The organism is Streptomyces sp. CLCI03 (genome assembly GCF_053615355.1).
The window spans coordinates 2,997,534-3,021,975 of sequence record NZ_CM132132.1 but is presented as its reverse complement, the minus strand read 5'-3'; the positions used below and the strand labels follow the sequence as shown (position 1 = coordinate 3,021,975).

Below are 24,442 nucleotides of genomic sequence, written 5' to 3'. Positions count from 1 at the left end.
ACAAAGGTCAGCATGGCGGACCGGACGGGGCGGGCACATGTGATGTGCGTCAAAGAAAGCCGATGCCGCTTCCCTGGTGCGGCGGCGAAGTATCGCAGGCGGATCCCCGAAATGAGTGGTTTTGGCCGAGCGCGTTGCCCAAGCGTTCCCGGGTGATGTTGGTCATCGGGTCCTGACATGCGGGATAATGGCTGGGAAGCAATGTGTTCGATGCCGGGTATTAGGCGCCTGAACGGGGCCGTCGGCTGACGATGAGCTGGTTTCAGGAAGGGGAACGAGCATGGCGGCCATGAAGCCGCGGACGGGCGACGGCCCGCTCGAGGTCACCAAGGAGGGGCGGGGCATCGTCATGCGCGTACCGCTCGAGGGCGGCGGTCGGCTTGTCGTCGAGCTGACCCCTGATGAGGCGGACGCCCTGGGTGACGCCCTGAAGAAGGTCGTCGGCTGACCCCACGGGGACACCGACAGCACTTCCACCTTCTGCGTTTTCCGCATTCTCTGCACTGCCCCGACCGCGATCCGCGGCCGGGGCAGTGTTGTGTCGTCCTCCCCGGACCTCGTGGAACGGCCTCGGCCGGGGCCTGCTCGCCGCCCTGTCCTGCGGCGTGGTCCCGATCGGGATCATCGCCCTGGGGGTCCGCCGGGGCGCGCCGCCCGACCGGCACATCCGGGTACGGCGCCGGCGTGTCGTCCCGATGTCCCTGAGCCCGGCCTCCGTCGTCGCCGGGGTCGCGCCGGGTGGCACGGCGGCCCTCACCTACGCGCTCCTGACCTGATCCGCGGCCTCTACGAGGTTCAGCGGCGCACCGCGCAGAGCAGACCGTCACCCACCGGGAGCAGCGCGGCCTCCAGCGCGGGGCTCTCGCGGACGCTGCGCAGCAGCTCGCGCACGCGCAGCACCTCCACCGGCTGGGCCGCGGAGTCGACCGTACGGCCGTCGGAGAACACCCCCTCGAAGCACACCAGTCCGCCGGGGCGCAGCAGCCGCAACGATTCGGCGAGGTAGTCGAGGGACTCGGAGGGGTCCCCGTCGCAGAAGACGAGGTCGTATCCGCCGTCGGCGAGTCGCGGGAGTACGTCGAGGGCGCGGCCGGGGATGAAGCGGGCGCGGTTGCCCGCGAAGCCGGCGGCGCGGAAGGCCTGGCGGGCGAAGGCCTGCCGGTCCGCTTCGGGATCCACAGTGGTCAGGACCCCGTCGGGGCGCATTCCGTGCAGCAGATGGATGCCGGAGACGCCGGTTCCGGTGCCGATCTCGGCGACCGCTTTCGCGTCCGCGGTGGCGGCCAGCAGGCGCAGCGCGGCCCCGGTACCGGGGGAGACGGACCTCAGGCCCGCTTCCCTGGACCGGTCGCGGGCCCATCGCAGAGCGTCGTCCTCGGCGACAAACGCGTCGGCGAACGCCCAGCTCGTCTGCCGGTTGCCGGTAATGACCCTCTCCTGTCCCCATAGTTGGCGCAACGGTGACTGTATCCGTTGACGTCGGGAACCCGCAGATGGGACCGGGCGTTGTGCAGGGTGGAAGCGGGATCAGAAGGGACGCCGCCGGGCAGATCGACGGCCGGGACCGCTCCTGGGCCTAAGTCTCGCGTAAAGATACTGCAAAAACGCTTATCCGGAGCTGACAGAGGGGGTGGCTATGGTAGGGACTCCGCTGGACACCACCAGAGCCGATAGGGGAGGTGCGGCTGCGCCTGTGGATCGTGGGGGCGTGTTCAGACGCCTCTTCTGGTCGGCCGGTGAGCCGAAATCCGTGACCGACATTGCTGACCGCTTCCACACCGCAGACACCGCAACCACCGCGAGCTTTGCCGCCGATGCGGGCTCCCAGGCGTGGACACCTCCTTCATGGGAGGAGATCGTCAGCACGCACAGCGCGCGCGTCTACCGCCTTGCCTACCGTCTGACGGGCAACCAGCACGACGCCGAGGACCTGACGCAGGAAGTCTTCGTCCGCGTCTTCCGCTCGCTGTCCACGTACACGCCCGGGACCTTCGAGGGCTGGCTGCACCGCATCACCACGAACCTGTTCCTGGACATGGTCCGCCGTAAGCAGCGGATCCGCTTCGACGCGCTCGGCGACGACGCCGCCGACCGGCTGCCGAGCCGTGAGCCGTCCCCCCAGCAGGTTTTGCACGACACCCACTTCGACGCGGATGTGCAGCAGGCGCTGGACACCCTCGCCCCCGAGTTCCGCGCGGCCGTGGTGCTGTGCGACATCGAGGGCCTGTCGTACGAGGAGATCGCCGCCACCCTCGGCGTGAAGCTCGGCACCGTCCGCAGTCGTATCCACCGAGGCCGTTCGCACCTGCGCAAGGCGCTCAAGCACCGGTCCCCGCAGGCCCGCGCCGAGCAGCGCGCGTTGGCGGGAGTGGCGATGGGCGCCCCCGGCGCCGGGGGAGAGGGCGGAGCCGAGTGAGCGAGGTCAGTCCGTCACCTGCCGAACAACACCTGGGAGACCGGCTTGCCGCCCTCGTGGACGGGGAGCTGAAACACGACGCGCGCGATCGGGTCCTGGCCCATCTGGCGACCTGTGCCAGATGCAAGGCCGAGGCCGACGCGCAGCGCCGTCTGAAGACCATGTTCGTGGAGAGCGCGCCGCCGCCGCTGTCCGCGGGGCTGCTGGCACGGTTGCAGGGTCTGCCGGGCGCCGGCCTCGACGACCCGTCGGTGCCGACGGGTCCCGGTGGACCCGGCCGTCCCGCCGACCCCACGGGCGGCCCGGGGGCCGATCCCTTCGACGCGTTCACCTACGGGTTGCCGGTCGCCGCCCGGCCACGGCCGCAGGACGGCTTCCGCATCCACGAGGTGGGCCGTCCCCGCCGCCGGTTCGCCTTCGTCGCCGCCGGGGCCGTCTCGCTGGCCGCGCTCGCGCTCGGTGGCGCCCTGCCGTTGGAGGTGGACCCGAACCTGCGGGGTGATTCCCCGGCCCCGGCCTCACGGCCCGGGCCTGCCCTGCCCGCGGCCGATCAAGGGGCCCGCGACCGCCTGCCCACCCCGGAGGCCGTCCCGACCCTCCTGTCGGTCATGGCGACCCCGCTGCCTCCGCTCCAGCCCACCCCGCAGCCGCCGGCGCGTCCGGTCTCCCTGCTGCGCTGACGCGGGACCTGGTTGAATCTTCGGCACATGCGCATAGGTACGCGGGGAGCGCCCATGGCCGACAGGCAGCAGACCGACCCGGCTCCACAGTGGTGGAGCCGGCCCGAGGGCACGGCCGAAGGCGGCCGCCGCGAAGGTGTTCCCGCACCGCGGCCCGAAACCGGGGGCGAGGACCACGTACAGGACGCGGCCCCGACCCCGGCCGAGGACGCGGCCCCGACCCCGGCCGAGGACGCGGCCCCGACCCCGGACAAGGCCCCGGACCTCTCGGAGCCGGCGTCCGACGCACCGGCCGTGGTCCCCGCCGTGCGGTACGACCCCTGGGGCACCGAGCCGCTGCAGGTCGTGGACCGGGGCCGGACACCGCGCGGGATCCGGCTGTGGCAGGTGGTGGCCCTCAGCCTCGGTACGGCCCTGCTCGCCGGCGGCATCGGCGGCTACCTCGGTGTCCTCGCCGAGCGGCAGAGCAACACCCGGCTGGAGCTGCCCCAGGCCGCCGCCGTCGACCGGGGCCGGGCCCCGGACAGCGTGGCCGGGATCGCGGCCACCGCACTGCCCGGCGTGGTGACCCTGCACGTGCGGGGCGCGAAGGGCAGCGGTACGGGGACCGGCTTCGTACTCGACCAGCAGGGGCACATCCTGACCAACAGCCATGTCGTCGCCGACTCCCAGCAGATAACGGTCACCTTCAGCACCGGCGAGAGCGTCACCGCCACGCTGGTCGGCCGCGACTCCGGCTACGACCTGGCCGTGGTCAAGGTCGAGGGGGTGCGCGGGCTCCGGCCGCTGAGCCTGGGCAACTCCGAGAACGTGAAGGTCGGCGACCCGGTGGTGGCCATCGGCGCGCCCTTCGACCTGTCGAACACCGTCACCGCCGGGATCATCAGCGCCACCGGCCGGCCCGTCACCGCGGGCGGCGACAAGGGCGACGGCAGCGACATCAGCTACGTCGACGCCCTGCAGACCGACGCCCCCATCAACCCGGGGAACTCCGGCGGCCCGCTCCTCGACGCGAAGGCCCACGTGGTCGGCATCAACAGCGCGATCCGCGGGGCCGACAAGGACGACTCCACCCGACAGGGCGGCTCCATCGGGCTCGGCTTCGCCATCCCCGTCAACCAGGGCAAGCGCGTCGCCGAGGAGCTGATCCGCACCGGCCGGGCCACGCACCCGGTCATCGGCGTCACCTTGGACATGGACTACACGGGCGACGGGGCCCGGGTCGGGGACAAGGGCGAGGACGGCAAGCCGTCCGTGGTCGCCGGCGGACCGGGCGCGGTCGCCGGGATCCGGGCCGGGGACGTGATCACCAAGGTGGACGGCCAACGGGTCCGCGGCGGCGACGAGCTGATCATCAAGATCCGGGCCCACCGTCCGGGCGACCCGCTGACCCTCACCGTGCTCCGCCAGGGTCGCGAAAGCACACTGAGAGTGGTCCTCGGATCGGCCAACGGATCATGAGCGGCGGATGACCACAGGGTGAAACCGCCGTGCAGCCGGTACGGAGGTATGGGCCCGTGGACAACGCCGGGTACCGTGTGTCAGGGCCCGAAGTGATAGAGAGCCGAGGAGCGGCAAGGTGTTCAACGACATAGGCGCACTCGAACTTGTCACGATCGTGGTGCTCGGCATCCTCGTCTTCGGACCGGACAAGCTGCCCAAGGTCATTCAGGACGTCACGGGCTTCATCCGCAAGGTCCGGGCGTTCTCGGACAGCGCGAAGCACGACATCCGCTCCGAACTCGGCCCGGAGTTCAAGGATTTCGAGTTCGAGGACCTGAACCCGAAGACCTTCATCCGCAAGCAGCTCACCGAGAACGAGGACCTCAAGGAGATCCGCACCAGCTTCGATCTCCGCAAGGAGCTGAACGACGTCTCCGACGCCGTGAAGAGCTCGGAGGCCGGCGCCGCCCCGACCTCGCCGGCCGCCGCCGCCACGCCCGCCGTGACCGGCCCGGACCTGCTGAAGAAGCCCGCCGCTCCCGCCCCGGAGGAGCGCTCGCGCTTCGACGCCGACGCCACCTGAGGCGCGGCCTGCCCGGCGATCCGCGGTCCGATGGCTATCCTCCATCTGTCCGGATCGCAGGCGCCCGAGGGAGGGGGTCCCCCCAGCACAGCGAGGGGGAGGGCCGTTCCGGACCCCACGGAACGAGAGGCCGCCCAGATGGAGACGACGAGCAGCAGCCGGGTAGGGGCGCAGACCGCGGAGGCCCCCGCCCCCGGCGCAGCACCCGCCCAGGAGCCGGATACCGGCCCCGACAGCCATACGGAACCACAGGAGGCCGCCGCGCCCGTGCCGGCGGCCCGCCGGACGGCCGAGGGGTTCCTGGCCGCCGACTTCCCCTGGTACGGGCTGGACGGGGCCTTCACGGGCTCCCGCCGGCTCATGCAGGTGGCGGTCGCCGCCGACGGCACCGTGGAGCACGGCTCCACCGGCCACGGAGACGAGCCCTCCGCCCGGGGTGAGATCGCCACCGGGGAGAAAGAACGGTTCGCGGTGGTCATCACCGTGGCGAGCAACCCGCTGCGCCGCAGTGGCGACGGCACCGGCGTCCTGGAGGCCACCTCGGTCGCCTCGGCGGCCTGGCTTGCCGGCTCCGGACTGCTGGCGTACAGCTGGCCCGGCCAGATGGACCACTCGCTGCGCGACGACTGGCTGGACCAGCAGACCGAGGCCGCGTGGGAGCTGGCGGACGACCTGGACGGCGAGGACTGGTCCACGCTGTCGCTGCCGGTGGACGGCGAGCCGACCCCGTTCCACTACCGCGAGTCGGAGTTCGGATGGGTCCTGGCCGGCTCCACCGGGAGCGGTGTCCACCTGGGCGCGTACGGCCGCGGCATGAGCGCGTACGGGCTCGGTTTCTCCGCGATCGCGGACCTCGGCACGTACCAGTAGCGGACGACGGACGACGGCCCACGGGTATCGGGGGCCGGTACGCGCAAGGGCGCCGCTCGACGAGCGGCGCCCTTCCCCGTGGTACGGACGATCAGAACTTGTTGCGCGGGGTGATGCCCAGGGACATGCCCGACAGGCCTCGCGCACGGCCGCCCAGCTTGCCCGCGATCGCGCGCAGGGCCGCACCGGCCGGGGAGTCCGGGTCGGAGAGCACGACGGGCTTGCCCTCGTCGCCGCCCTCCCGCAGCCGTACGTCGATCGGGATCGAGCCCAGCACCGGCACGGTCGCGCCGACGGTCTTGGTCAGGCCGTCGGCGACCTTCTGGCCACCGCCCGAGCCGAAGACGTCCACCATCTCGTCGCAGTGCGGGCAGGGCAGACCCGACATGTTCTCGACCACACCGACGATCTTCTGGTGGGTCTGCACGGCGATGGAGCCGGCCCGCTCCGCGACCTCGGCCGCGGCCTGCTGCGGGGTGGTGACGACGAGGATCTCCGCGTTCGGCACCAGCTGGGCCACGGAGATCGCGATGTCACCCGTACCCGGCGGCAGGTCCAGCAGCAGCACGTCCAGGTCGCCCCAGAACACGTCCGCCAGGAACTGCTGGAGGGCGCGGTGCAGCATGGGACCGCGCCACACCACCGGGGCGTTGCCCGGGGTGAACATGCCGATGGAGATGACCTTCACGCCGTGCGCCGACGGCGGCATGATCATGTTCTCGACCTGGGTGGGACGCCCGTCCACGCCCAGCATGCGCGGCACGCTGTGGCCGTAGATGTCCGCGTCGACCACGCCGACCTTCAGGCCGTCCGCCGCCATCGCCGCGGCCAGGTTCACCGTCACGGAGGACTTGCCGACGCCGCCCTTGCCGGACGCGACCGCGTACACCCGGGTCAGCGAGCCCGGCTTGGCGAAGGGCACCTCGCGCTCGGCGGTACCGCCGCGCAGCGTGGCCGCCAGGTCCTTGCGCTGCTCGTCGCTCATCACGTCGAGGGTGACGGCGACGGAGGTGACGCCCGCGACCTTCTCGACGGCCTCGGTGACGTTCTTGGTGATGGTCTCGCGCATGGGACAGCCCGACACCGTGAGGTAGACCGTGACGGCGACCTCGCCGCCCGCGCCGATCTCCACCGATTTGACCATGCCGAGCTCGGTGATCGGCCGGTGGATCTCGGGGTCGTTCACCGTCGCCAGCGCGTCCAGGATCGCGTCCTGCTCAGGCACGGCGGCGGAGCTTGTGTCGGTAGCCATGCCCCGATGGTACGGCTCGGTAGCGGGCCGCAGGAAAGCCCGTCAGCGGTCGCCTTCGTCACGTTCGGCGGGGAATAGACGGCGCTCGTCCATCTCCTTGATCAGGTCCTGGAACTCGGACCTGATCCAGTCGCGGGTGGCGACCTCTCCCAGACCCATCCGCAGGGCGGCGATCTCCCGGGTCAGGTACTCGGTGTCGGCGATGGATCGCTCGTTCTGCTTGCGGTCCTGCTCGTGGGTGACCCGGTCGCGGTCGTCCTGCCGGTTCTGCGCGAGCAGGATCAGCGGAGCCGCGTAGGAGGCCTGGAGCGACAGCATCAGCGTCAGGAAGATGAACGGGTACGGGTCGAACCTCAGCTCGTCCGGCGCGAAGATGTTCCACAGCACCCAGACGATGATGACCAGGGTCATCCAGACGATGAACCGGCCGGTGCCCAGGAAGCGCGCCACCCGCTCCGAGAGCCGTCCGAAGGCCTCCGGGTCGTACTCGGGCAGCAGCGACCGTCGCGGCGCCCGCGGCAGGTCCAGGCGCACCCGCGAGCGCGTCAGCGCGCTCGACCCGGCGCCCGAGGACCTCCCCGCGCGCTCGCCGGAACGCTCCGCCGCCTCCGCCGCCAGACCGTGCTCGCGGGCCTGCGTCCGTGCCTGCTCGCGCCGCTCCCGGATCTGCTCGCGGCGCCGCTCGCGCGCCTGCTCGGCCCGCCCCCGGTCGAAGCGTCCTCGTTCAGCGGCCACCGACGGCCTCCTCGGAATGGAAGTCCGTCTCCCGCCAGTCGTCCGGCAGCAGGTGGTCCAGCACGTCGTCCACGGTCACCGCGCCCAGCAGCGAGCCGCTCTCGTCGACGACCGGCACCGCCACCATGTTGTAGGCGGCGAGGTGCGTGGTGACCGCGGGCAGCGAGGCGTTCGGCCGCAGCGGCGGCAGGTCCGTGTCCACGATCGAGCTGACGAGCGTGAACGGCGGGTCGCGCAGCAGCCGCTGGAAGTGCACCGTGCCCAGGTACTTGCCCGTCGGCGTCTCGTCCGGCGGCCGGCACACGTACACCTGGGCCGCCAGCGCCGGCGACAGGTCCGCCTGCCGTACGCGGGCCAGCGCGTCGGCGACCGTCGCGTCGGGCCGCAGCACGATCGGCTCGGTGGTCATCAGACCACCGGCGGTGTTCTCCTCGTAGGACAGCAGACGACGCACGTCGGCCGCGTCGTCCGGCTGCATCAGCGTCAGCAGCCGTTCCTTGTCGTCCTCCGGCAGCTCGGAGAGCAGGTCGGCCGCGTCGTCCGGGTCCATCGCCTCCAGGACGTCGGCGGCGCGCTCCTCCTTCAGCTTGCCGAGGATCTCCACCTGCTCGTCCTCGGGCAGCTCCTCCAGCACGTCCGCGAGCCGGTCGTCGTCGAGGGCGTTGGCCACCTCCGCGCGCCGCTTCGGCGTCAGGTGGTGCAGGACGTTCGCCACGTCGGCCGGGCGCATCTGCTCGAAGGTGGCGACCAGGTTCTCGGCGCCCTGCCCGTGCTCCTCCAGCGAGAAGCCCGTCACCGCGGACCACTCCACCGTCAGGGCCTCGCCGCGCCGGCGCAGTGCCCCCGACTTGCCCTTCCGTACGAAGATCCGGTCGATCTCCCAGTCCCGGCGGGCCGGCAGCTGCTGGATGGCCACGTCCAGGACGGTGACCTCCTCGCCGCTCGCGACCAGCGTCACCCGCCGGTCCAGCAGCTCACCCAGGACCAGGCGCTCGGTCGGGCGCTGCTCGAACCGCCGCATGTTGATCACACCGGTGGTGATGACCTGCCCGGACTCCACCCCGGTGACCCGGGTCATGGGCAGGAAGATCCGCCGCCGGCTGACGACCTCGACCACCAGACCCAGCAGTCGCGGCGGGCGGCCGCCGACCCGGAGCATCGCGACGAGGTCGCGGACCCGGCCGACCTGGTCGCCGTTGGGATCGAAGACGGGCACACCCGACAGATGCGAGACGAAGATCCGCGGGGCGCCTGCAGCCATCCGAGCGCCTCCTAGTGCGTCGATCAAGAGTCGTGCCGCCCCTCAGGCTAGCCCGTGCCCGGGGAAAGCGTCCTGGTGGGGCCGTCCGCCCGGGGGCCCGCGAACACCGGGGCGCGGTCGATGGCCGCGATGTACGGGCGGGTACGCTGCCTGCTGCTCGCAGATGTCCGACGAGAGGCACCCGCCCGTGACCGCCTACTTCCCTGCCGCGCGGCTGCGCCGGGCCGCGTTCATCGGTGTGCTGTGCGCGGGCCTCGCCGTCACCGGTACGGGCTGCGGAGAGGACCCCGACGAGGGCACCAACGGTGTCGGCAAGCTCTCCGCCGACAAGATCGAGGCGAAGGCGAAGGCGGCCGCGACCGAGGCCGACTCGGTGCACCTGTCCGGCACGCTGGTGAGCGGCGGCAAATCCTTCACCCTCGACATGCGGCTGAAGTCGGACGGCGGCTCCGGCGAGGTGAAGTCCAACGACGACACCTTCCAGCTGCTGCGCGTGGGGGAGCAGCTGTACCTGAAGGCGAGCGCGGCGTTCTGGGGCCAGTCCGACTCGGCCGGCAAGCTCGGCGACAAGTTCGTGAAGGTGCCCGAGGGCGACCCCTCGTACAAGCAGTTCCGCGGCTTCACCGACATGGACGTGCTGCTGGACGGGCTGCTCGGACTGGAGGGCAAGCTCGCCAAGGGCTCCTACACCAAGGTCGGGCACACCCGCGCGGTCCAGGTCACGGCGGACGCGGGCAAGGGCGGCAAGCTCTCGGTGTCGTTGGAGGGCACCCCGTACCCGCTGATGATGGAGCGGGCGGGCGGCGCCGGCCGGGTGGAACTCGCCGAGTGGGGCAAGACGTTCCCGCTGGAGGCGCCCGCGCAGGACCAGACGGTCGACTACGGCTCCCAGCTGCCGACGACCAAGGACCAGAGCGGTTCCCCCGCCCCGACCCCCTCCAAGGGCACCGGCCAGGGCGCGAACCCCACCAAACCCTGATCAGAAAGACAGGCCCTAGCCCCGGGCGGCCTTCTTGCGCTTCAGCAGCAGCTTGGGCAGGCCCGCCGGGACGGCCCGGCGCGTCGTCGCCGGGGACGGCAGCGGGACGGCGACCAGTGAGCCGTCCGGGAGCTGCGCCCGGACCGACTCCGGCTCCAGCCGCAGCAGCCGGCACTCCCGCGCCCACCGCTCGGTCATCTGCTCCGAGTCGGGCGCGTTCAGCCGCTTGCCCTTGAGCTCGGCCACCGCCGCCGCCCACTCCTCGCCCCGCGGCGGGAGTTCCCGTACCGTCGCCGTCCAGGCCACCAGCCGGCCGCCCTTGTCCTTGCTCCGCACGGTCACCTCGGCGCTCGCGCCGTCCGCCAGCCCCGGGAACGGCTGCTCGCCGGGCCCGTCGCCCAGCACATGGGCCGCGCCGTCCACCCAGGCGTGCCACAGGGCGCGGTCGGCCCCGTCGCCGCGCACCCAGATCAGGCCGGACTTCTTCGTGGCCTCCTCGACGAGGGCCAGGTCGAGCGTGCTGAGAGTCATGCCGACAGGGTAGGGGGTCACTCCCCGCGGCCGGGCAGGTGTCCAGGACGCGTCGTCGTCACAGCCATCCGTGCCGGCGCAGCGCGCGGTGGATGGTGAAGCAGGAGGCGGCGATCGCCACCATCACCATCGGATAGCCGTAGCGCCAGTGGAGCTCCGGCATGTGGTCGAAGTTCATCCCGTACACGCCGCAGATCATCGTCGGCACGGCGATGATGGCCGCCCAGGAGGTGATCTTGCGCATGTCCTCGTTCTGGGCGACCGTCGCCTGCGCGAGGTTGGCCTGGAGGATCGAGTTCAGCAGCTCGTCGAAGCCCACCACCTGCTCGTGCACCCGCGCCAGGTGGTCGGCGACGTCACGGAAGTACTTCTGGATGTCCGGGTCCACCAGCCGCATCGGCCGCTCGCTCAGCAGCTCCATCGGACGCAGCAGCGGTGAGACGGCCCGCTTGAACTCCAGCACCTCGCGCTTGAGCTGGTAGATACGGCCCGCGTCGCCGCCGCGCGCACTGCCCTTGGTCGGGGCGGCGAAGACCTCGCTCTCCACCTCGTCGATGTCGTCCTGCACCGCCGCCGCGACCGCGATGTAGCCGTCGACGACGTGGTCGGCGATGGAGTGCAGGACCGCCGAGGGGCCCTTGGCGAGCAGCTCCGGGTCGTCCTGGAGGCGGTGGCGCAGCCCCTTGAGGGAGCCCTGTCCGCCGTGCCGGACGGTGATGACGAAGTCGGGGCCGGTGAAGCACATCACCTCGCCGGTCTCCACCACCTCGCTGGTGGCGGTCAGTTCGGCGTGGTCGACGTAGTGGATGGTCTTGAAGACGGTGAAGAGGGTGTCGTCGTAGCGCTCCAGCTTCGGCCGCTGGTGCGCGTGCACCGCGTCCTCCACGGCCAGCGGGTGCAGTCCGAAGGTCGCGGCGATCCCCGCGAACTCGGCCTCCGTCGGCTCGTGCAGGCCGATCCAGGCGAACCCGCCGTCCTCGCGGACCCGGCGGATCGCCTCACGGGGCGTCAGACACGTCGGACCCAGCACCCGCCGCCCGCCGCGGTACACGGCGCAGTCGACCACCGCGCTGCTCGCGGACGGGTCGCGGGTGGTGTCGTAGCCGGGCTGGACGGGGGTGGCCCTGCGCAGGGACGGACGTACGGCCGCACGCAGGTAGGGCAGCATCGACATGGCAGGCTCCTTCTCGCGCACGGCTGCGGACCGTACGGGTGGGAGACCCTCCACCGCGGGCGGGCAGGCCCAGGCAGGGGGAGGGAACAGGACGGGAGGACAACGTTCTGCCGTCGCTCTTCTACTGATCGGCGGATCAGGGGATCGAGCAGATCAAAGGGGGCGGGAAACGCCCGTCACAGAAGTGGAAGAGCGATTGGTACTGCACGATCGACTTCGGTCCACCGCAGCCCCACCTCCTCCGGCCGGTCCCCCGTGAGGGACGTCCTGTTGCCGGGGCGCTGAAACACCGCTTCTGCGTGCGGCCCCGAACAGCTGTCAACACTATCAGCCGACGGATGGTCAAGACCCGCCCTTTACCCGCCTGATACGAGTTCTATGCTCGCTTCATGGCAGAAATTCTGGCCCTCGTGGAGGCCCGACTGCGCACGGCGTTCGGTGAACCCGACGCACGCGCCGCCGTCACCTTCCTGGGCACCGACCGCATCGAGGTACTCCGTTTCGCCGAGGGCGACCTCGTGCGGTACGCGACCCTCGGGATGTCCGCGCACCCGATGACCGATCCGACCGCCGTGGTCGCCGACCCCGTACGGGGCCCGCGCGCCGAGCTCGTGCTGACCGTACGGGCGGGACTGGCGGCCACCGACAAACTCCTGCGCCCGCTCGCGGTGCTGGCCGCCTCCCCGCAGGTCGAGGGATTGATCGTGGCCCCCGGGGCCTCGCTGGACGTGGGTGAACCGCTCTGGGACGGGGCGCCCTTCAGCTCCGTCCTCGTGGCGGAACCGGGCGGTCTGGTCGAGGACCTGGAGCTCGACGAGCCCATGGATCCGGTCCACTTCCTCCCCTTGTTGCCGATGACGGCGAACGAGGCCGCGTGGAAGCGCGTGCACGGAGCGGCCGCGCTCCAGGAACGCTGGCTCGCGCGCGGAACGGACCTGCGGGACCCTTTGCGTAGCGCCGTCGCGCTGGACTGAGGGCCCGGACGGGTGAGCGTGCCTTGACGGGGGGCCGGGCGGGGAGGAGCGTGGCTTCTTATGAGGGGTGAACCAAGTTGCCCGAAGTGCGGTGGCCGGGTCAGGGCGCCCGGACTCTTCTCCGACTCCTGGCAGTGCGCGGTGCACGGCGCTGTCCACCCCCTGCAACCCGTCATCCCGCCGAGCGTCGAAGGCCTGAGCGTGGTGGTGCACCGGGCGCGGGTACCGGTGTGGATGCCCTGGCCGCTGCCGGTGGGGTGGCTGTTCACGGGGGTCGCGTCCGCGGGTGACGACCGCAGCGGTGGCCGGGCGACGGCGGTGGCCTGTTCGGGCCCCGGCCCGCTGGGCGGGATCGGCGAGCTGCTGCTGATCGCGGAGGAGCTGGGCGTGGGCCTCGGCGCGCGGTACGCGGGGATCGACGGAGTCGACCCCGGCTCGTCCATCGACGTATCGGCGCCGCCCCATGCCAAGGTGGTCGCCGCCGGCCGGCCGACACCGCTGTGGCATGTCAAGGGCGGCCCCGAGGACCGGGCCGTCTTCGCCGGAGAGGCGCGCGGCCTGTGGCTCTGGGCGATCGTCTGGCCGGAGCAGTCCGGCCTGCTGATGTACGACGAGCTCGTCCTCACCGACCTGCGTGACGCGGGGGCCGAGGTCGAGCTCGTTCCGTGCGGGGCGCTGAGTCCGCGCATCCTGGGCCCTGCCTGAGGGGGTCCGCGGCCCGGTTATCCTGGGGTGTCCCCCGTACGTTCGAACCATGGAGCCAGGCTGTGCGCATCGACCTGCACGCCCACTCCACGGCCTCCGACGGTACGGACACCCCCGCCGAGCTGGTGCGCAACGCGGCCGGCGCCGGGCTGGACGTGGTCGCGTTGACCGACCACGACACCGTGCGCGGATACGGCGAGGCCCTCGCGGCGCTGCCCGCCGGGCTGACGTTGGTGACCGGGGCCGAACTCTCCTGCCGGCTCGACGGGGTCGGCGTGCACATGCTCGCGTACCTCTTCGACCCCGAGGAGCCCGAGCTGGCCCGGGAGCGGGAACTCGTCCGCGACGACCGCACCCCGCGCGCACAGGCCATGATCGGCAAGCTCCGGGACCTCGGCGTCGACGTCACCTGGGAGCAGGTCGCCCGGATCGCCGGTGACGGCTCGGTCGGGCGGCCGCACATCGCCACCGCCCTCGTCGAACTGGGCGTCGTACCCACCGTCTCGGACGCCTTCACGCCCGAATGGCTCGCCGACGGCGGCCGCGCGTACGCCGAGAAGCACGAGCTCGACCCGTTCGAGGCCGTGCGCCTGGTGAAGGCGGCCGGCGGGGTCACCGTCCTCGCGCACCCCGCCGCCGTCAAGCGAGGCCGGTGCGTCTCCGAGTCCGCGATAGCCGAGATGGCGTCCGCGGGCCTGGACGGCATCGAGGTGGACCACATGGACCACGACGCCGACACCCGCGCGCGGATGCGCGGCCTGGCGGCCGACCTCGGCCTGCTGACCACGGGGTCCAGCGACTACCACGGCAGCCGCAAGACCTGTCGCCTCGGGGAGTTCACGACCGACCCCGAGATCTACGGCGAGATCACGCGCCGTGCGACGGGCGCCTTCCCGGTGCCGGGCGCCGGCGGACGCGAGCGCTGATCGGCCGGATCCGGCCCGCTCCACCCGTCCCACACTTCTTCTTCGCGACACCCCTCTCTTCTGCAAGGCATCACTGTGTTTGATTTCGCCGTCTTCGGATCCCTTTTTCTCACCCTTTTTGTGATTATGGACCCGCCGGGGATCACGCCGATCTTCCTGGCGCTGACCTCCGGCCGCCCCGTCAAGGTGCAGCGCCGCATGGCCTGGCAGGCCGTCTGCGTGGCCTTCGGCGTCATCGCGATCTTCGGTATCTGCGGCCAGCAGATCCTGGACTACCTGCACGTCTCCGTCCCGGCGCTGATGATCGCCGGTGGTCTGCTGCTCCTGCTGATCGCGTTGGACCTGCTCACCGGCAAGAACGACGAGCCGAAGCAGACCAAGGACGTGAACGTGGCGCTGGTCCCGCTCGGTATGCCGCTGCTGGCCGGCCCCGGCGCGATCGTGTCCGTGATCCTGGCCGTCCAGAAGGCCGACGGCGCCGCCGGGCAGGTCTCGGTCTGGGCCGCGATCGTGGCCATGCACGTGGTGCTGTGGATCACCATGCGCTACTCGCTGGTGATCATCCGGGTCATCAAGGACGGCGGCGTCGTCCTCGTCACCCGGCTCGCGGGCATGATGCTCTCGGCGATCGCCGTCCAGCAGATCATCAACGGCGTGCTCCAGGTGGTCGGCGCCGCCTGAGGCGCCGCCGCGCCCTCGCCGTACACGACCGCTCATGCGAACGCCCCCGCACCGGGATCGGTGCGGGGGCGTGAACGTTCTTCGTGCGGTGCGTCAGCAGGACGCACTCTCGGCCGGTCGGATCAGGATGCGCTGGCCGACGGCTGCGGCCTGCTGCACGATCCGGTTGACGGAGGCCGCGTCGACGACGGTGCTGTCCACGGCGGACCCGTCGACGTCGTCCAGGCGCAGAATCTCGAAGCGCATGGGGCTTCTCCCTTCGTCAGTGTCTCTCTTGCACTGGTACAACGAAGTGTAGGCCGCAATCATTCCCTACGCTAACGAAATTTTTTGACTGGCTAACTATGAGCCGGTGCAGGAGTCCCAGAACCCGGCCAGCTCGCGCGCCGTCGTGACCGGGTCCTCGGCGTTCGGGGAGTGGTCCGTCCCCGGCACGATCACCCGCCGCGCCCCCAGACGCCGGGCCGTCTCGTCCAGCAGCGGCACCGGCCAGGCCTGGTCCACGGCCCCGGACAGGACCAGCTTCGGCAGGTCGACGCGGCTCAGCTCCGTCACCCGGTCCGGCTCGCAGATCAACGTCCGACCGGTGACGATCAGCTGCTCGGGGACGGTGGCCAGCCACCGCTCGCGCAGGAAGTGCGCGAGCTCCGGGGAGTCCGCCGCCGCGTCCGCGGGATCGTGGGCCCGCATCGCCGCCCAGATCCCGGGCATGTCGTCACCCATCGCCTCCAGCGCGGCGACCAGCAGCTTCGTCCGGGCCTGCTGGTCCTCGGAGATCGCGGCCGGCCCGCTGCTCATCAGGGTGAGCGAGGCGAACGGCGCGGGGTCGCGCAGCACGGCGGCGCGGGAGATCAGCCCGCCGAGCGAGTGCCCGACCAGGTGCACGCGGTCCTCGCCCAGCGCGCGTACCTGCGCCAGGACGTCCCGCGCCAGCTCCTCCAGGGCGTACGGGGCCTCCTCGCGCGGGCCCGGGGTCTCGTGCTGGCCGCGGCCGTCCACGGCGACGACCCGGTACCCGGCGGCCGCCAGCGGCTCCAGCAGGCCGATGAAGTCCTCCTTGCTGCCCGTGAAGCCGGGGACCAGCAGGGCGGTGCCGCGTACGGGCTCACCGGCCTCGTGCACGGCGAAACCGCCGCGCTCGGTGGTGAGGAGGTACGCGCGGGCGGCGGCGGGCAGGGTGAGGCGCGGCGGCTTGCTCATGGCCCGAGGTTACCGGCCCGTAGGGGCGCTGGCACGGCCCGGGCGCACCGATGGCCCCGACCCCCTCGGAAGGGGATCGGGGCCATCGGCGGGGTGCTGCGTGAGGCTCAGGCCTCCGGCGCGGCCGCGACCTTGCGGGTGCGGGTGCGCTTCGGCTTGACCGGAGCCTCCTCGGTCACGGCGGTGCCGGTCTCGGTGGCGACCGGAGCGGCCTCCGCGACCTTGCGGGTGCGGGTGCGCTTCGGCTTGACCGGAGCCTCCTCGGTCACGGCGGAGCCGGTCTCGGTGGCGACCGGAGCGGCCTCCGCGACCTTGCGGGTCCGGGTCCGCTTCGGCTTGACCGGAGCCTCCTCGGCGGGAACCTCGGCGACGACCGGGGTCACCACGGCCGCCGGGGCGGCCTTGCGGGGGGCGCGCCGGGCCCGGACGGGCTCGACCAGCGGCGGCATCTGGAAGTCCGGCTCCGGCTCGGTCGGGACGACCTTGCGGACACGGGCGCGCTTCGGACGGGCCGGAGCCTCCTCGGCGACCGGGGTCACCGGGGCGACCGGGGCCGCCGGGGCCTCGGCGACCGGCGCGGCCACGGGGGCCGGGGTCGCCGCCGCGGCCACCCGGGTACGGCGGCGACGCGGACGGCGCGGCTCGTCGGCGGCCGGGGCCGCGGGGGCCTCGGGAGCCTGGACCGGGGTCACCGCGGCGGTGGCCTCGGCGCCCTCGGCGAGCTCCGCCCCGCCCCGCGTACGGCGGCGCTGGCGCGGCGTACGGGTACGGGCCGGACGCTCCTCGGTCGCCACGGCGGCGGCCGCCGGACCGGAGCGGCCGCCACGGCCACCGCGGCCGCCGGTCTCGCCCAGGTCCTCCAGCTGCTCGGCCTTCAGACCGGCCCGCGTGCGCTCGGCGCGCGGCAGGACGCCCTTGGTGCCGGCCGGGATGTTCAGCTGCTCGAACAGGTGCGGCGACGTGGAGTACGTCTCGACCGGGTCGTGGAAGTCCAGCTCCAGCGCCTTGTTGATCAGCTGCCAGCGCGGGATGTCGTCCCAGTCGACCAGGGTGACGGCGGTGCCCTTGTTGCCCGCGCGGCCGGTGCGGCCCACGCGGTGCAGGAAGGTCTTCTCGTCCTCCGGCGTCTGGTAGTTGATGACGTGGGTCACACCCTCGACATCGATACCGCGCGCGGCGACGTCGGTGCACACCAGCACGTCGACCTTGCCGTTGCGGAACGCGCGCAGCGCCTGCTCACGCGCGCCCTGGCCCAGGTCGCCGTGGACGGCGCCGGACGCGAAACCGCGCTTCTCCAGCTGCTCGGCGATGTCGGCCGCCGTGCGCTTGGTACGGCAGAAGATCATGGCCAGGCCACGGCCCTCGGCCTGCAGGATGCGGGAGACCAGCTCCGGCTTGTCCATGTTGTGCGCACGGAAGACGTGCTGCGTGATGTTGGCGACGGTCGCGCCCTCGCCGTCCTCGGAGACGGCGCGGATGTGCGTCGGCTGCGTCATGTAACGGCGGGCCAGGCCGATGACCGCACCCGGCATGGTCGCCGAGAACAGCATCGTCTGACGCTTCGCGGGCAGGTACGCCATGATCTTCTCGACGTCGGGCAGGAAGCCCAGGTCGAGCATCTCGTCGGCCTCGTCCAGGACGAGGGCCTTGACGCGCGAGAGGTCGAGCTTCTTCTGCCCGGCCAGGTCGAGCAGGCGGCCCGGGGTGCCGACGATCACGTCGACGCCCTTCTTGAGCGCCTCGACCTGAGGCTCGTACGCGCGACCGCCGTATATGGCGAGGACGCGGACGTTGCGGACCTTGCCCGCGGTCAGGAGGTCGTTGGTGACCTGGGTGCACAGCTCGCGGGTCGGAACCACCACGAGGGCCTGCGGGGCGTCGGTCAGCTGCGCGGGGGTGGCGCGGCCGGCTTCGACGTCGGCAGGGACGACGACCCGCTCCAGCAGGGGAAGGCCGAAACCGAGCGTCTTGCCGGTACCGGTCTTGGCCTGGCCGATGACGTCCGTGCCGGAAAGGGCGACGGGGAGGGTCATCTCCTGGATCGGGAAGGGGGACACGATGCCGACGGCCTCAAGGGCCTCGGCCGTCTCGGGAAAGATCCCGAGGTCTCGGAACGTAGTCAGGGTGCTGCCTCTTCTGTGAGACGCGGCGCGAGGCGGCGAGGGGGGTCGTACCGTGCCGTGCTTGCAGTACTGCTACGTACGAAGCTGCGCGGGACCACTAGCCTTCGCTCAAGCGCATCTGCCGCTGAGGGGGCCCCTCGTGGTAGGCGGTACGCATGAACGTACGCACCGCACCGAGGGCGGTCGGTTGGAGCCGATCGGGCCACCGACCGGGCATCCTCATTCGGATGGCCCGCCGAGTATTCGGCAGGCGCATTACCACTGTACCCCGGAATCGCGCAGCTGTGTCGGGTGAATTCACCGGGTAGGCGCGTTTAGCTGGACAGGCAAGGATCCGGCGTGGTGACTTGGAGGGCCATTCGGCGGGCTATTGTGCGGAGCATGTCGACCGTAGAAAACGCCTCGCCCGCCGACGACAGCGCCCCCGCCGACGCCGTCGGTATCGCCTCCCAGGACTGGGCCGCCGCCTCTGCCTCGCCGCAGTACCGCGCCGCCGTCGTGGACCTGCTCGGCGCGCTCGCCTACGGAGAGCTCGCGGCCTTCGAGCGCCTCGCGGAGGACGCGAAGCTCGCGCCCACCCTGGACGACAAGGCCGAGCTCGCCGCGATGGCCTCCGCCGAGTTCCACCACTTCGAGCGGCTGCGGGACCGGCTCGCGGCGATCGAGGTCGAGCCCACCGCCGCCATGGAGCCCTTCGCGAAGGGCGTCGACGACTTCCACCGCCAGACCGCGCCCTCGGACTGGCTGGAGGGCCTGGTCAAGGCCTACGTCGGCGACTCCATCGCCAGCGACTTCTACCGCGAGGTCGCCTCCCACCTCGACACGGACACCCGCGCCCTCGTGCTCGGCGTGCTCGACGACACCGGCCACGGCAACTTCGCCGTCGAGAAGGTCCGCGCGGCGATCGAGGCGGACCCGCGCTGCGGCGGCCGGCTCGCGCTCTGGGCCCGCCGGCTCATGGGCGAGGCCCTCTCGCAGGCCCAGCGCGTGGTCGCCGAGCGCGACGCCCTCTCGACCATGCTGGTCGGCGGCGTCGACGGAATGGCGGCCGGCTTCGACCTGGCGGCCGTCGGCGAGATGTTCACCCGCATCACCAAGGCGCACACCAAGCGCATGGCGGCCCTCGGGCTCGCCGCCTGAGTCCACGGGCAGCCGCGAGGCCGCGAGGCTCCGTACCGCTCGTACCGCTCCACACGTCGGCCCCGGCGCGCACACCGCGCCGGGGCCGACGTCCGTGGTTCAGGGGTCAGTGGTCAGGGTCGTCAGCCCCGCGACGGGAGTGAAAACGGAGTCCTGTGGGACCGCCTGCGGGGCCCTGCGGCCGGACGGAGCAACAGGGACAGGACCACGGCCGACACCAACACCGCGCCGATCAGCGTCGCGGTCAGGGTGTTGTGTCCGGGTCCCAGGGCGAAGTGGGTCAGATACGCCCCGAACAGTGCCCCCAGCACCCCGCTGACCAGCACCACTTTGGTGGAAGGCAACCGGCGCGTGAGCACCCTGGAGGCTGTCGCGGACAAGGCGAGGCCCAGGAATGCGGAGCCGAGCACTTCCAGCAGCAGCATGAGGTCTCTCCCATACGTCAGGGCAAACCGGGTCACTGCGGTCCTACCCGAAGCGGAAGAGACAGAAACGGCCCGGTGGGATCAACCACCGGGCCGTTTCCAACAGTTCTCAGAGCGCGCCGAAACCGACCTTGCGCGTGCTCGGCTCGCCCAGGTCGACATACGACAGGCGGTCCGACGGCACGAGGACCTTGCGGCCCTTGTTGTCGGTGAGGCTCAGCAGCGGCGACTGACCGGAGAGCGCGGCGGCGACGACGGCCTCCAGCTCCTCGGCGCTCAGGTCGCTCTCCAGCACGATCTCCCGGGGTGCGTGCTGCACGCCGATCTTGACCTCCACGGCTTTGTCCCTCCGACGATCCGTTCGCGCGATCAGCCGCGCCGTACGCGGTCCACATTAGCCCGGAGAGGGGACGCGGACCGCGCAGAGCGGACACGCTCGCAGCGAACAGACGCCGATGAGGCCCGCCGAGGTCGCGGGCGCCGTCGGTCGGCCGGGTCCCTCAGGACTCCGTGCCGTGCAGCGGGAAGCCGGCGATACCGCGCCAGGCGAGGGAGGTCAGCAGGCCGACCGCCGTCTCCCGGGCGACCGGGCTCTCGCTGGAGAGCCAGTAGCGGGCCACGACCTGCGAGACCCCGCCCAGGCCCACGGCCAGCAGCATCGACTCGTCCTTGGACAGGCCGGTGTCCTCGGCGATGACGTCCGAGATGGCCTCGGCGCACTGGAGCGAGACCCGGTCGACGCGCTCGCGCACCGCCGGCTCGTTCGTCAGGTCGGACTCGAAGACCAGCCGGAAGGCGCCGCCCTCCTCCTCCACGTACGCGAAGTAGGCGTCCATCGTGGCCGCCACGCGCAGCTTGTTGTCCGTCGTCGACGCGAGGGCCGTGCGCACGGCCAGCAGCAGTGCCTCGCAGTGCTGGTCCAGCAGGGCCAGGTACAGGTCGAGCTTGCCGGGGAAGTGCTGGTACAGCACCGGCTTGCTCACGCCGGCCCGCTCGGCGATGTCGTCCATGGCCGCCGCGTGATACCCCTGCGCGACGAAAACCTCCTGGGCCGCGCCCAGCAGCTGGTTGCGCCGGGCTCGGCGCGGCAGTCGCGTGCCCCGCGGACGCGCTGCCTCGGTCTGCTCGATGGCTGTCACGCCGCCTCCCACTTTCTCTAAGAACACAGTGCGCTCTGCGCCGCGCCGCCATCGTACTTTTCGGTAACCGAATCTGGTGGGTTCCATCCGAGTTTTCTCGCGGTACGGACGGCCCGGAGGCGCTGGTCAGCGGTTTGATCAGCGGTTTGATCGATGCCCGGTCGACCGCGGGTCAGCGGTAGTCGTCCTCGTCCAGCGGCACCACCCGTGCCTGCTCGACGGCATCGCCGTCCGTGACGCCGTCCACCGGGCGCACGGTGATCGGGTCGTCCTCGTCCGGCCGGAGATCGGCCAGCTGCTCCGCCACATCCGCCTCGGGCGCCTCAGGATCGAGGGATTCCGGAAACTGCTCCCGGAAGGTGTCCGGCTCCGCAGGGTCGACAGTCATGCCGCTCCCCTCGCTTCCTTGTGCTCACTTACGAGCCTAGGAGGATCGCGGAGGCACCGCTAGACGGATCCGACCCGTGTCTGTGACGGCGAACACAAGAGGAGGAGCGTGATCGTCTCGTAACATTGCCCGCATGTCATCGACCGAGCTGCCGGGCGTGCGGTCCACCGCCGAGCTGTCCTCCCAGGTGGGAGCTGTTCGAGTGGCCGAAGGGGAGCAGCTGCGCACCGTCGCGCTGCCCGGCCTGGAACTGGCCGTCCGGGTCCGGCCGCCCCGGCGCACCGGGCTGCCGCCCGCTCTGTTCGTGCACGGACTCGGCGGTTCCTCCCAGAACTGGTCGGATCTGATGGCGCGACTGGCCGACACCGTCGACGGTGAGGCCCTCGACCTGCCGGGCTTCGGCTGGTCCCCACCACCCGCCGACCGGGACTACTCCGTCACCGCCTTCGCCCGCGCCGTGATCCGGCACCTCGACGCCGCCGGGCGCGGCCCGGTCCACCTGTTCGGGAACTCCCTCGGCGGCGCCGTCTCCACCCGCGTCGCGGCCGTCCGGCCCGACCTGGTGAGCACCCTGACGCTCGTCTCGCCCGCCCTGCCCGAACTGCGCGTGCAGAAGTCGGCCGTGCCGACCGCGCTGCTCGCCGTGCCCGGGGTGGCCGCGCTCTTCAACCGACTGACCCAGGGACTCAGTGCCGAGCAGCGCACCCGCGGGGTGACGGAGCTCTGTTACGGGGACCCCTCCCGGGTGACGCCGGAGGGATTCCGCAACGCCGTCGAGGAGATGGAGCGGCGGATGGCGCTCCCGTACTTCTGGGAGGCGATGACCCGCTCCTCGCGCGGCATCGTCGACGCCTACACCCTCGGTGGCCAGCACGGACTGTGGCGACAGGCGCAGCGGGTTCTCGCGCCCTCGCTGCTGGTCTACGGTGGCCGGGACCAACTGGTCTCGTACCGTATGGCGCACAAGGCGGCCGCGGCCTACCGCGGTTCGCGGCTGCTGTGTCTGCCCGAGGCCGGACACGTGGCGATGATGGAGTACCCCGAGGTGGTGGCCGCCGCCTTCCGGGAGCTGCTGAGCGACACCGGGACGGGCGAGAGTGACCGACATAACGAAGACGGCAGAGGCTGAGGACCGTGGGACGACATAGTCGCAAGGGCCCTGCCCCAGCTCCGGCTCCGGCCGCCGCCCCGGCACCCGCCCGGCCGCAGCCGGAGCCCGCGCCCCTGCCCTACGAGGAACCGTCCGCCGGGTACTGGCCCGAGCCGACCGTCACCCACCAGGGATACGTGCCCCAGGACCGGTACCACGCCGACGCGCGGACCGGCGGCCACCCCCAGCAGTACGAGTCCGACGACGTGTGGGGGGCCCACCCCGACTCCGTGTACGGCGACTGGCGCGGAGTACGGCGCCCGCACGAGGCCGCCGCGCCCGCGCCCAGGCCGGCATCCAGGCCCGCGCCCACGGCCTACCGCGACAGCGACACCCCGGCCTTCGGGACCCCCGCGGTGGGCTTCCCGCAGGTCACCCTGACGCCGCCGGCCGCATTCGACCTGGACCCCGTCACCTCCACCGGCGCGCAGCCCCGGGTGCCCGGACCGCGCAAGCCCGTCGATCCGGTGGCTCCCGCCGCACCCGAGGACGCCGACGCCGCCGACGACGACGCCGAGGAGCCCGCCGGCTCCGGCCGCGGCCGGAAGGTCCGTACGTACACCGGCCTGGCCGCCGTGGCCGTCACCACCGTCCTCGCCGTCGTCGTCGCCGGCCAGGTGACCTCGGACGGCGACAGCGAGAAGTCCGGCGCGCAGGCCGCCGGCAACAGCCGCGCCGACGCCGGCGCCTCCCGCTCGGACGACCGCTCGACCCCGCCGCAGGCGGTGGCGCCGGCGGCGCCGTCCGCCGCGCCCGAGGTGGAGCTGACGTACGAACAGAAGATGGCCCAGCAGCTGCCGATCGACGCGAAACTCGCCGGACCCGGCGCCTTCGACACCGTGCCCGGGGTGGCCAAGGCCCCCGGCAAGGGCAAGCTCGTGCGCTACCGGGTCGACGTCGAGCAGGGTCTCGGCCTGGACCCGCAGCTGTTCGCCGAGGCCGTCCACCGCACCCTCAACGACCCGCGCAGCTGGGCCCACAACGGTGAGAAGACCTTCGAGCGGGTGCCGGGCGGCGAGGCGGACTTCGTGATCACCCTGGCCAGTCCCGGGACCACCGGGGTCTGGTGCGCCAAGTCCGACCTGGACACCACCGTCGACAACGTCTCCTGCGACTCCGCCTCCACGGACCGGGTGATGATCAACGCGTTCCGTTGGGCGCAGGGCTCCGCGACCTACGGGCCGGACCAGATGTTCGCCTACCGGCAGATGCTCATCAACCACGAGGTCGGACACCGGCTCGGACACGGCCATGTGAACTGCCGCACCCCCGGCGCGCTCGCGCCGATCATGCAGCAGCAGACCAAGTCCCTCGACATCAACGGCATCCAGTGCAAGGCCAACCCCTGGGTCTTCCCCGAGAGTTGACCGACGCACCGGGACCCCGCCCGCCGGCCGGGCGGGGATCCGCGTTGACAATCCGTCCGATCATCGGCAATCGTTCTCCGCATGTCGCACCACCACACCACCACTGCGAGCGCCGCCATCGAGCTGGCGCTCCTCGGTGTGACCGCGCACAGCGTGGCCGACATCCTCTGTCGCTGACCCCCCTGGGCCATGCGGCCCGGGAGGTGTCCCCGACCCGCGAGCGCCGCGACCTTCCGCCTTTCCACCGCTGCGCCCGGGTGTACGTACGCCCGCAGGTGCGGCTTCCTCATGTCTCGGTGT

The 24,442-nt window shown here is 71.8% G+C and carries 29 protein-coding genes; 16 read left to right on the top strand and 13 right to left on the bottom strand.

Going from position 1 to position 24,442, the window contains the following annotated elements:
- The first annotated feature begins 280 nt into the window (after positions 1-280).
- Positions 281-448, top strand: a complete 168-nt coding sequence (locus ACWG52_RS13615) for a DUF3117 domain-containing protein (protein ID WP_003966491.1) — start codon at positions 281-283, stop codon at positions 446-448.
- Between the two features lie 88 nt (positions 449-536).
- Complete coding sequence (locus ACWG52_RS13610; protein ID WP_453128805.1) at positions 537-776, top strand: hypothetical protein; 240 nt, start codon at positions 537-539, stop codon at positions 774-776.
- A 19-nt stretch (positions 777-795) separates the two neighbouring features.
- Here ACWG52_RS13610 and ACWG52_RS13605 read toward each other — a convergent pair whose 3' ends face one another.
- Positions 796-1,458 carry an O-methyltransferase gene (locus ACWG52_RS13605; protein ID WP_030385883.1) on the bottom strand — a complete coding sequence of 221 codons (663 nt, stop codon included), beginning with the start codon at positions 1,456-1,458 and terminating at the stop codon, positions 796-798.
- Positions 1,459-1,636: 178 nt separating this feature from the next.
- On the opposite strand from ACWG52_RS13605, the gene sigE reads away from it, so the two are divergent.
- From sigE to ACWG52_RS13580, 5 genes are all read left to right on the top strand, one after another.
- Complete coding sequence (sigE, locus tag ACWG52_RS13600; RefSeq protein WP_078909176.1) at positions 1,637-2,416, top strand: RNA polymerase sigma factor SigE; 780 nt, start codon at positions 1,637-1,639, stop codon at positions 2,414-2,416.
- Positions 2,413-3,096, top strand: coding sequence for a zf-HC2 domain-containing protein (locus tag ACWG52_RS13595; RefSeq protein WP_389806017.1), 684 nt, complete (start codon positions 2,413-2,415; stop codon positions 3,094-3,096). The genes sigE and ACWG52_RS13595 overlap by 4 nt, the downstream gene beginning before the upstream one ends.
- A gap of 54 nt (positions 3,097-3,150) precedes the next feature.
- The gene (locus ACWG52_RS13590; protein ID WP_453128803.1) at positions 3,151-4,557 is read left to right on the top strand and encodes a trypsin-like peptidase domain-containing protein; all 1,407 of its coding nucleotides are present in this window, start codon (positions 3,151-3,153) and stop codon (positions 4,555-4,557) included.
- Positions 4,558-4,675: 118 nt separating this feature from the next.
- Positions 4,676-5,122: a sec-independent translocase gene (locus tag ACWG52_RS13585; protein ID WP_033218540.1), complete on the top strand. Its 447-nt coding sequence runs from the start codon at positions 4,676-4,678 to the stop codon at positions 5,120-5,122.
- Positions 5,123-5,260: 138 nt separating this feature from the next.
- Positions 5,261-5,992 carry a hypothetical protein gene (locus ACWG52_RS13580; protein ID WP_389806013.1) on the top strand — a complete coding sequence of 244 codons (732 nt, stop codon included), beginning with the start codon at positions 5,261-5,263 and terminating at the stop codon, positions 5,990-5,992.
- A 91-nt stretch (positions 5,993-6,083) separates the two neighbouring features.
- Here ACWG52_RS13580 and ACWG52_RS13575 read toward each other — a convergent pair whose 3' ends face one another.
- From ACWG52_RS13575 to ACWG52_RS13565, 3 genes are all read right to left on the bottom strand, one after another.
- Positions 6,084-7,244 carry an Mrp/NBP35 family ATP-binding protein gene (locus ACWG52_RS13575; protein ID WP_051763096.1) on the bottom strand — a complete coding sequence of 387 codons (1,161 nt, stop codon included), beginning with the start codon at positions 7,242-7,244 and terminating at the stop codon, positions 6,084-6,086.
- 42 nt (positions 7,245-7,286) lie between these two features.
- A complete protein-coding gene (locus ACWG52_RS13570) occupies positions 7,287-7,862 on the bottom strand; it encodes a DUF1003 domain-containing protein (protein WP_375944579.1) in 576 nt (191 codons plus the stop codon).
- A 106-nt stretch (positions 7,863-7,968) separates the two neighbouring features.
- Positions 7,969-9,240: a magnesium transporter MgtE N-terminal domain-containing protein gene (locus ACWG52_RS13565; RefSeq protein ID WP_030764689.1), complete on the bottom strand. Its 1,272-nt coding sequence runs from the start codon at positions 9,238-9,240 to the stop codon at positions 7,969-7,971.
- A gap of 163 nt (positions 9,241-9,403) precedes the next feature.
- Between ACWG52_RS13565 and ACWG52_RS13560 the strand changes: the two genes are divergently transcribed.
- Complete coding sequence (locus ACWG52_RS13560; RefSeq protein ID WP_386237033.1) at positions 9,404-10,219, top strand: hypothetical protein; 816 nt, start codon at positions 9,404-9,406, stop codon at positions 10,217-10,219.
- Positions 10,220-10,234: 15 nt separating this feature from the next.
- Here the strand turns inward: ACWG52_RS13560 and ACWG52_RS13555 are convergent, their stop codons facing one another.
- The gene (locus ACWG52_RS13555; protein WP_161288225.1) at positions 10,235-10,750 is read right to left on the bottom strand and encodes a hypothetical protein; all 516 of its coding nucleotides are present in this window, start codon (positions 10,748-10,750) and stop codon (positions 10,235-10,237) included.
- 58 nt (positions 10,751-10,808) lie between these two features.
- Positions 10,809-11,924: a magnesium and cobalt transport protein CorA gene (locus tag ACWG52_RS13550; protein ID WP_266380319.1), complete on the bottom strand. Its 1,116-nt coding sequence runs from the start codon at positions 11,922-11,924 to the stop codon at positions 10,809-10,811.
- A gap of 389 nt (positions 11,925-12,313) precedes the next feature.
- Between ACWG52_RS13550 and ACWG52_RS13545 the strand changes: the two genes are divergently transcribed.
- The 4 genes from ACWG52_RS13545 (at position 12,314) to ACWG52_RS13530 (ending at position 15,210) form a co-directional block, all read left to right on the top strand.
- Positions 12,314-12,898: a suppressor of fused domain protein gene (locus ACWG52_RS13545; protein WP_030711795.1), complete on the top strand. Its 585-nt coding sequence runs from the start codon at positions 12,314-12,316 to the stop codon at positions 12,896-12,898.
- A gap of 60 nt (positions 12,899-12,958) precedes the next feature.
- Positions 12,959-13,603 carry a DUF6758 family protein gene (locus tag ACWG52_RS13540; protein ID WP_389806009.1) on the top strand — a complete coding sequence of 215 codons (645 nt, stop codon included), beginning with the start codon at positions 12,959-12,961 and terminating at the stop codon, positions 13,601-13,603.
- 62 nt (positions 13,604-13,665) lie between these two features.
- On the top strand, positions 13,666-14,529 hold the full coding sequence (locus ACWG52_RS13535) for a PHP domain-containing protein (RefSeq protein WP_389806007.1): 864 nt from the start codon (positions 13,666-13,668) through the stop codon (positions 14,527-14,529).
- 75 nt (positions 14,530-14,604) lie between these two features.
- Entirely contained in the window at positions 14,605-15,210 is a 606-nt protein-coding gene (locus ACWG52_RS13530; RefSeq protein ID WP_033218553.1) for a MarC family protein, read from the top strand.
- Positions 15,211-15,303: 93 nt separating this feature from the next.
- Here ACWG52_RS13530 and ACWG52_RS13525 read toward each other — a convergent pair whose 3' ends face one another.
- The 3 genes from ACWG52_RS13525 to ACWG52_RS13515 all read right to left on the bottom strand — a co-directional run bounded on the left by ACWG52_RS13525 (position 15,304) and on the right by ACWG52_RS13515 (position 18,443).
- Positions 15,304-15,456 (bottom strand): hypothetical protein, encoded by a 153-nt coding sequence (locus ACWG52_RS13525; protein WP_167745535.1) that lies wholly within the window; start codon positions 15,454-15,456, stop codon positions 15,304-15,306.
- Positions 15,457-15,552: 96 nt separating this feature from the next.
- Positions 15,553-16,410: an alpha/beta fold hydrolase gene (locus tag ACWG52_RS13520; protein WP_453128796.1), complete on the bottom strand. Its 858-nt coding sequence runs from the start codon at positions 16,408-16,410 to the stop codon at positions 15,553-15,555.
- 107 nt (positions 16,411-16,517) lie between these two features.
- Entirely contained in the window at positions 16,518-18,443 is a 1,926-nt protein-coding gene (locus ACWG52_RS13515; RefSeq protein ID WP_389806003.1) for a DEAD/DEAH box helicase, read from the bottom strand.
- A gap of 471 nt (positions 18,444-18,914) precedes the next feature.
- On the opposite strand from ACWG52_RS13515, the gene ACWG52_RS13510 reads away from it, so the two are divergent.
- Positions 18,915-19,673: a ferritin-like fold-containing protein gene (locus ACWG52_RS13510; RefSeq protein ID WP_030711776.1), complete on the top strand. Its 759-nt coding sequence runs from the start codon at positions 18,915-18,917 to the stop codon at positions 19,671-19,673.
- Positions 19,674-19,795: 122 nt separating this feature from the next.
- Here ACWG52_RS13510 and ACWG52_RS13505 read toward each other — a convergent pair whose 3' ends face one another.
- The 4 genes from ACWG52_RS13505 to ACWG52_RS13490 all read right to left on the bottom strand — a co-directional run bounded on the left by ACWG52_RS13505 (position 19,796) and on the right by ACWG52_RS13490 (position 21,625).
- Positions 19,796-20,098, bottom strand: coding sequence for a hypothetical protein (locus tag ACWG52_RS13505; RefSeq protein ID WP_371588404.1), 303 nt, complete (start codon positions 20,096-20,098; stop codon positions 19,796-19,798).
- Positions 20,099-20,207: 109 nt separating this feature from the next.
- Positions 20,208-20,435: a DUF3107 domain-containing protein gene (locus tag ACWG52_RS13500; protein ID WP_030711771.1), complete on the bottom strand. Its 228-nt coding sequence runs from the start codon at positions 20,433-20,435 to the stop codon at positions 20,208-20,210.
- A gap of 163 nt (positions 20,436-20,598) precedes the next feature.
- Complete coding sequence (locus ACWG52_RS13495; RefSeq protein WP_030011335.1) at positions 20,599-21,237, bottom strand: TetR/AcrR family transcriptional regulator; 639 nt, start codon at positions 21,235-21,237, stop codon at positions 20,599-20,601.
- Positions 21,238-21,409: 172 nt separating this feature from the next.
- Positions 21,410-21,625: a hypothetical protein gene (locus ACWG52_RS13490; protein ID WP_389806000.1), complete on the bottom strand. Its 216-nt coding sequence runs from the start codon at positions 21,623-21,625 to the stop codon at positions 21,410-21,412.
- A 133-nt stretch (positions 21,626-21,758) separates the two neighbouring features.
- Here ACWG52_RS13490 and ACWG52_RS13485 point away from each other — a divergent pair, with 133 nt between their 5' ends.
- From ACWG52_RS13485 to ACWG52_RS13475, 3 genes are all read left to right on the top strand, one after another.
- Positions 21,759-22,754 (top strand): alpha/beta fold hydrolase, encoded by a 996-nt coding sequence (locus ACWG52_RS13485; protein WP_389805998.1) that lies wholly within the window; start codon positions 21,759-21,761, stop codon positions 22,752-22,754.
- Positions 22,755-22,759: 5 nt separating this feature from the next.
- Positions 22,760-24,142, top strand: a complete 1,383-nt coding sequence (locus tag ACWG52_RS13480) for a DUF3152 domain-containing protein (protein WP_389805996.1) — start codon at positions 22,760-22,762, stop codon at positions 24,140-24,142.
- Positions 24,143-24,223: 81 nt separating this feature from the next.
- A complete protein-coding gene (locus tag ACWG52_RS13475) occupies positions 24,224-24,319 on the top strand; it encodes an Ms4533A family Cys-rich leader peptide (RefSeq protein WP_326748893.1) in 96 nt (31 codons plus the stop codon).
- The last annotated feature ends 123 nt before the right edge of the window (positions 24,320-24,442 follow it).

Bases quoted from the DNA above. Each gene is read 5' to 3' on its own strand.
- ACWG52_RS13615 (WP_003966491.1), top strand. From the start codon at position 281: ATGGCGGCCATGAAGCCGCGGACGGGCGACGGCCCGCTCGAGGTCACC.
- sigE (WP_078909176.1), top strand. From the start codon at position 1,637: ATGGTAGGGACTCCGCTGGACACCACCAGAGCCGATAGGGGAGGTGCG.
- ACWG52_RS13590 (WP_453128803.1), top strand. From the start codon at position 3,151: ATGGCCGACAGGCAGCAGACCGACCCGGCTCCACAGTGGTGGAGCCGG.
- ACWG52_RS13580 (WP_389806013.1), top strand. From the start codon at position 5,261: ATGGAGACGACGAGCAGCAGCCGGGTAGGGGCGCAGACCGCGGAGGCC.
- ACWG52_RS13575 (WP_051763096.1), bottom strand. From the start codon at position 7,244: ATGGCTACCGACACAAGCTCCGCCGCCGTGCCTGAGCAGGACGCGATC.
- ACWG52_RS13565 (WP_030764689.1), bottom strand. From the start codon at position 9,240: ATGGCTGCAGGCGCCCCGCGGATCTTCGTCTCGCATCTGTCGGGTGTG.
- ACWG52_RS13560 (WP_386237033.1), top strand. From the start codon at position 9,404: ATGTCCGACGAGAGGCACCCGCCCGTGACCGCCTACTTCCCTGCCGCG.
- ACWG52_RS13555 (WP_161288225.1), bottom strand. From the start codon at position 10,750: ATGACTCTCAGCACGCTCGACCTGGCCCTCGTCGAGGAGGCCACGAAG.
- ACWG52_RS13550 (WP_266380319.1), bottom strand. From the start codon at position 11,924: ATGTCGATGCTGCCCTACCTGCGTGCGGCCGTACGTCCGTCCCTGCGC.
- ACWG52_RS13545 (WP_030711795.1), top strand. From the start codon at position 12,314: ATGGCAGAAATTCTGGCCCTCGTGGAGGCCCGACTGCGCACGGCGTTC.
- ACWG52_RS13540 (WP_389806009.1), top strand. From the start codon at position 12,959: ATGAGGGGTGAACCAAGTTGCCCGAAGTGCGGTGGCCGGGTCAGGGCG.
- ACWG52_RS13525 (WP_167745535.1), bottom strand. From the start codon at position 15,456: ATGCGCTTCGAGATTCTGCGCCTGGACGACGTCGACGGGTCCGCCGTG.
- ACWG52_RS13520 (WP_453128796.1), bottom strand. From the start codon at position 16,410: ATGAGCAAGCCGCCGCGCCTCACCCTGCCCGCCGCCGCCCGCGCGTAC.
- ACWG52_RS13515 (WP_389806003.1), bottom strand. From the start codon at position 18,443: ATGACCCTCCCCGTCGCCCTTTCCGGCACGGACGTCATCGGCCAGGCC.
- ACWG52_RS13510 (WP_030711776.1), top strand. From the start codon at position 18,915: ATGTCGACCGTAGAAAACGCCTCGCCCGCCGACGACAGCGCCCCCGCC.
- ACWG52_RS13505 (WP_371588404.1), bottom strand. From the start codon at position 20,098: ATGCTGCTGCTGGAAGTGCTCGGCTCCGCATTCCTGGGCCTCGCCTTG.
- ACWG52_RS13490 (WP_389806000.1), bottom strand. From the start codon at position 21,625: ATGACTGTCGACCCTGCGGAGCCGGACACCTTCCGGGAGCAGTTTCCG.
- ACWG52_RS13485 (WP_389805998.1), top strand. From the start codon at position 21,759: ATGTCATCGACCGAGCTGCCGGGCGTGCGGTCCACCGCCGAGCTGTCC.
- ACWG52_RS13475 (WP_326748893.1), top strand. From the start codon at position 24,224: ATGTCGCACCACCACACCACCACTGCGAGCGCCGCCATCGAGCTGGCG.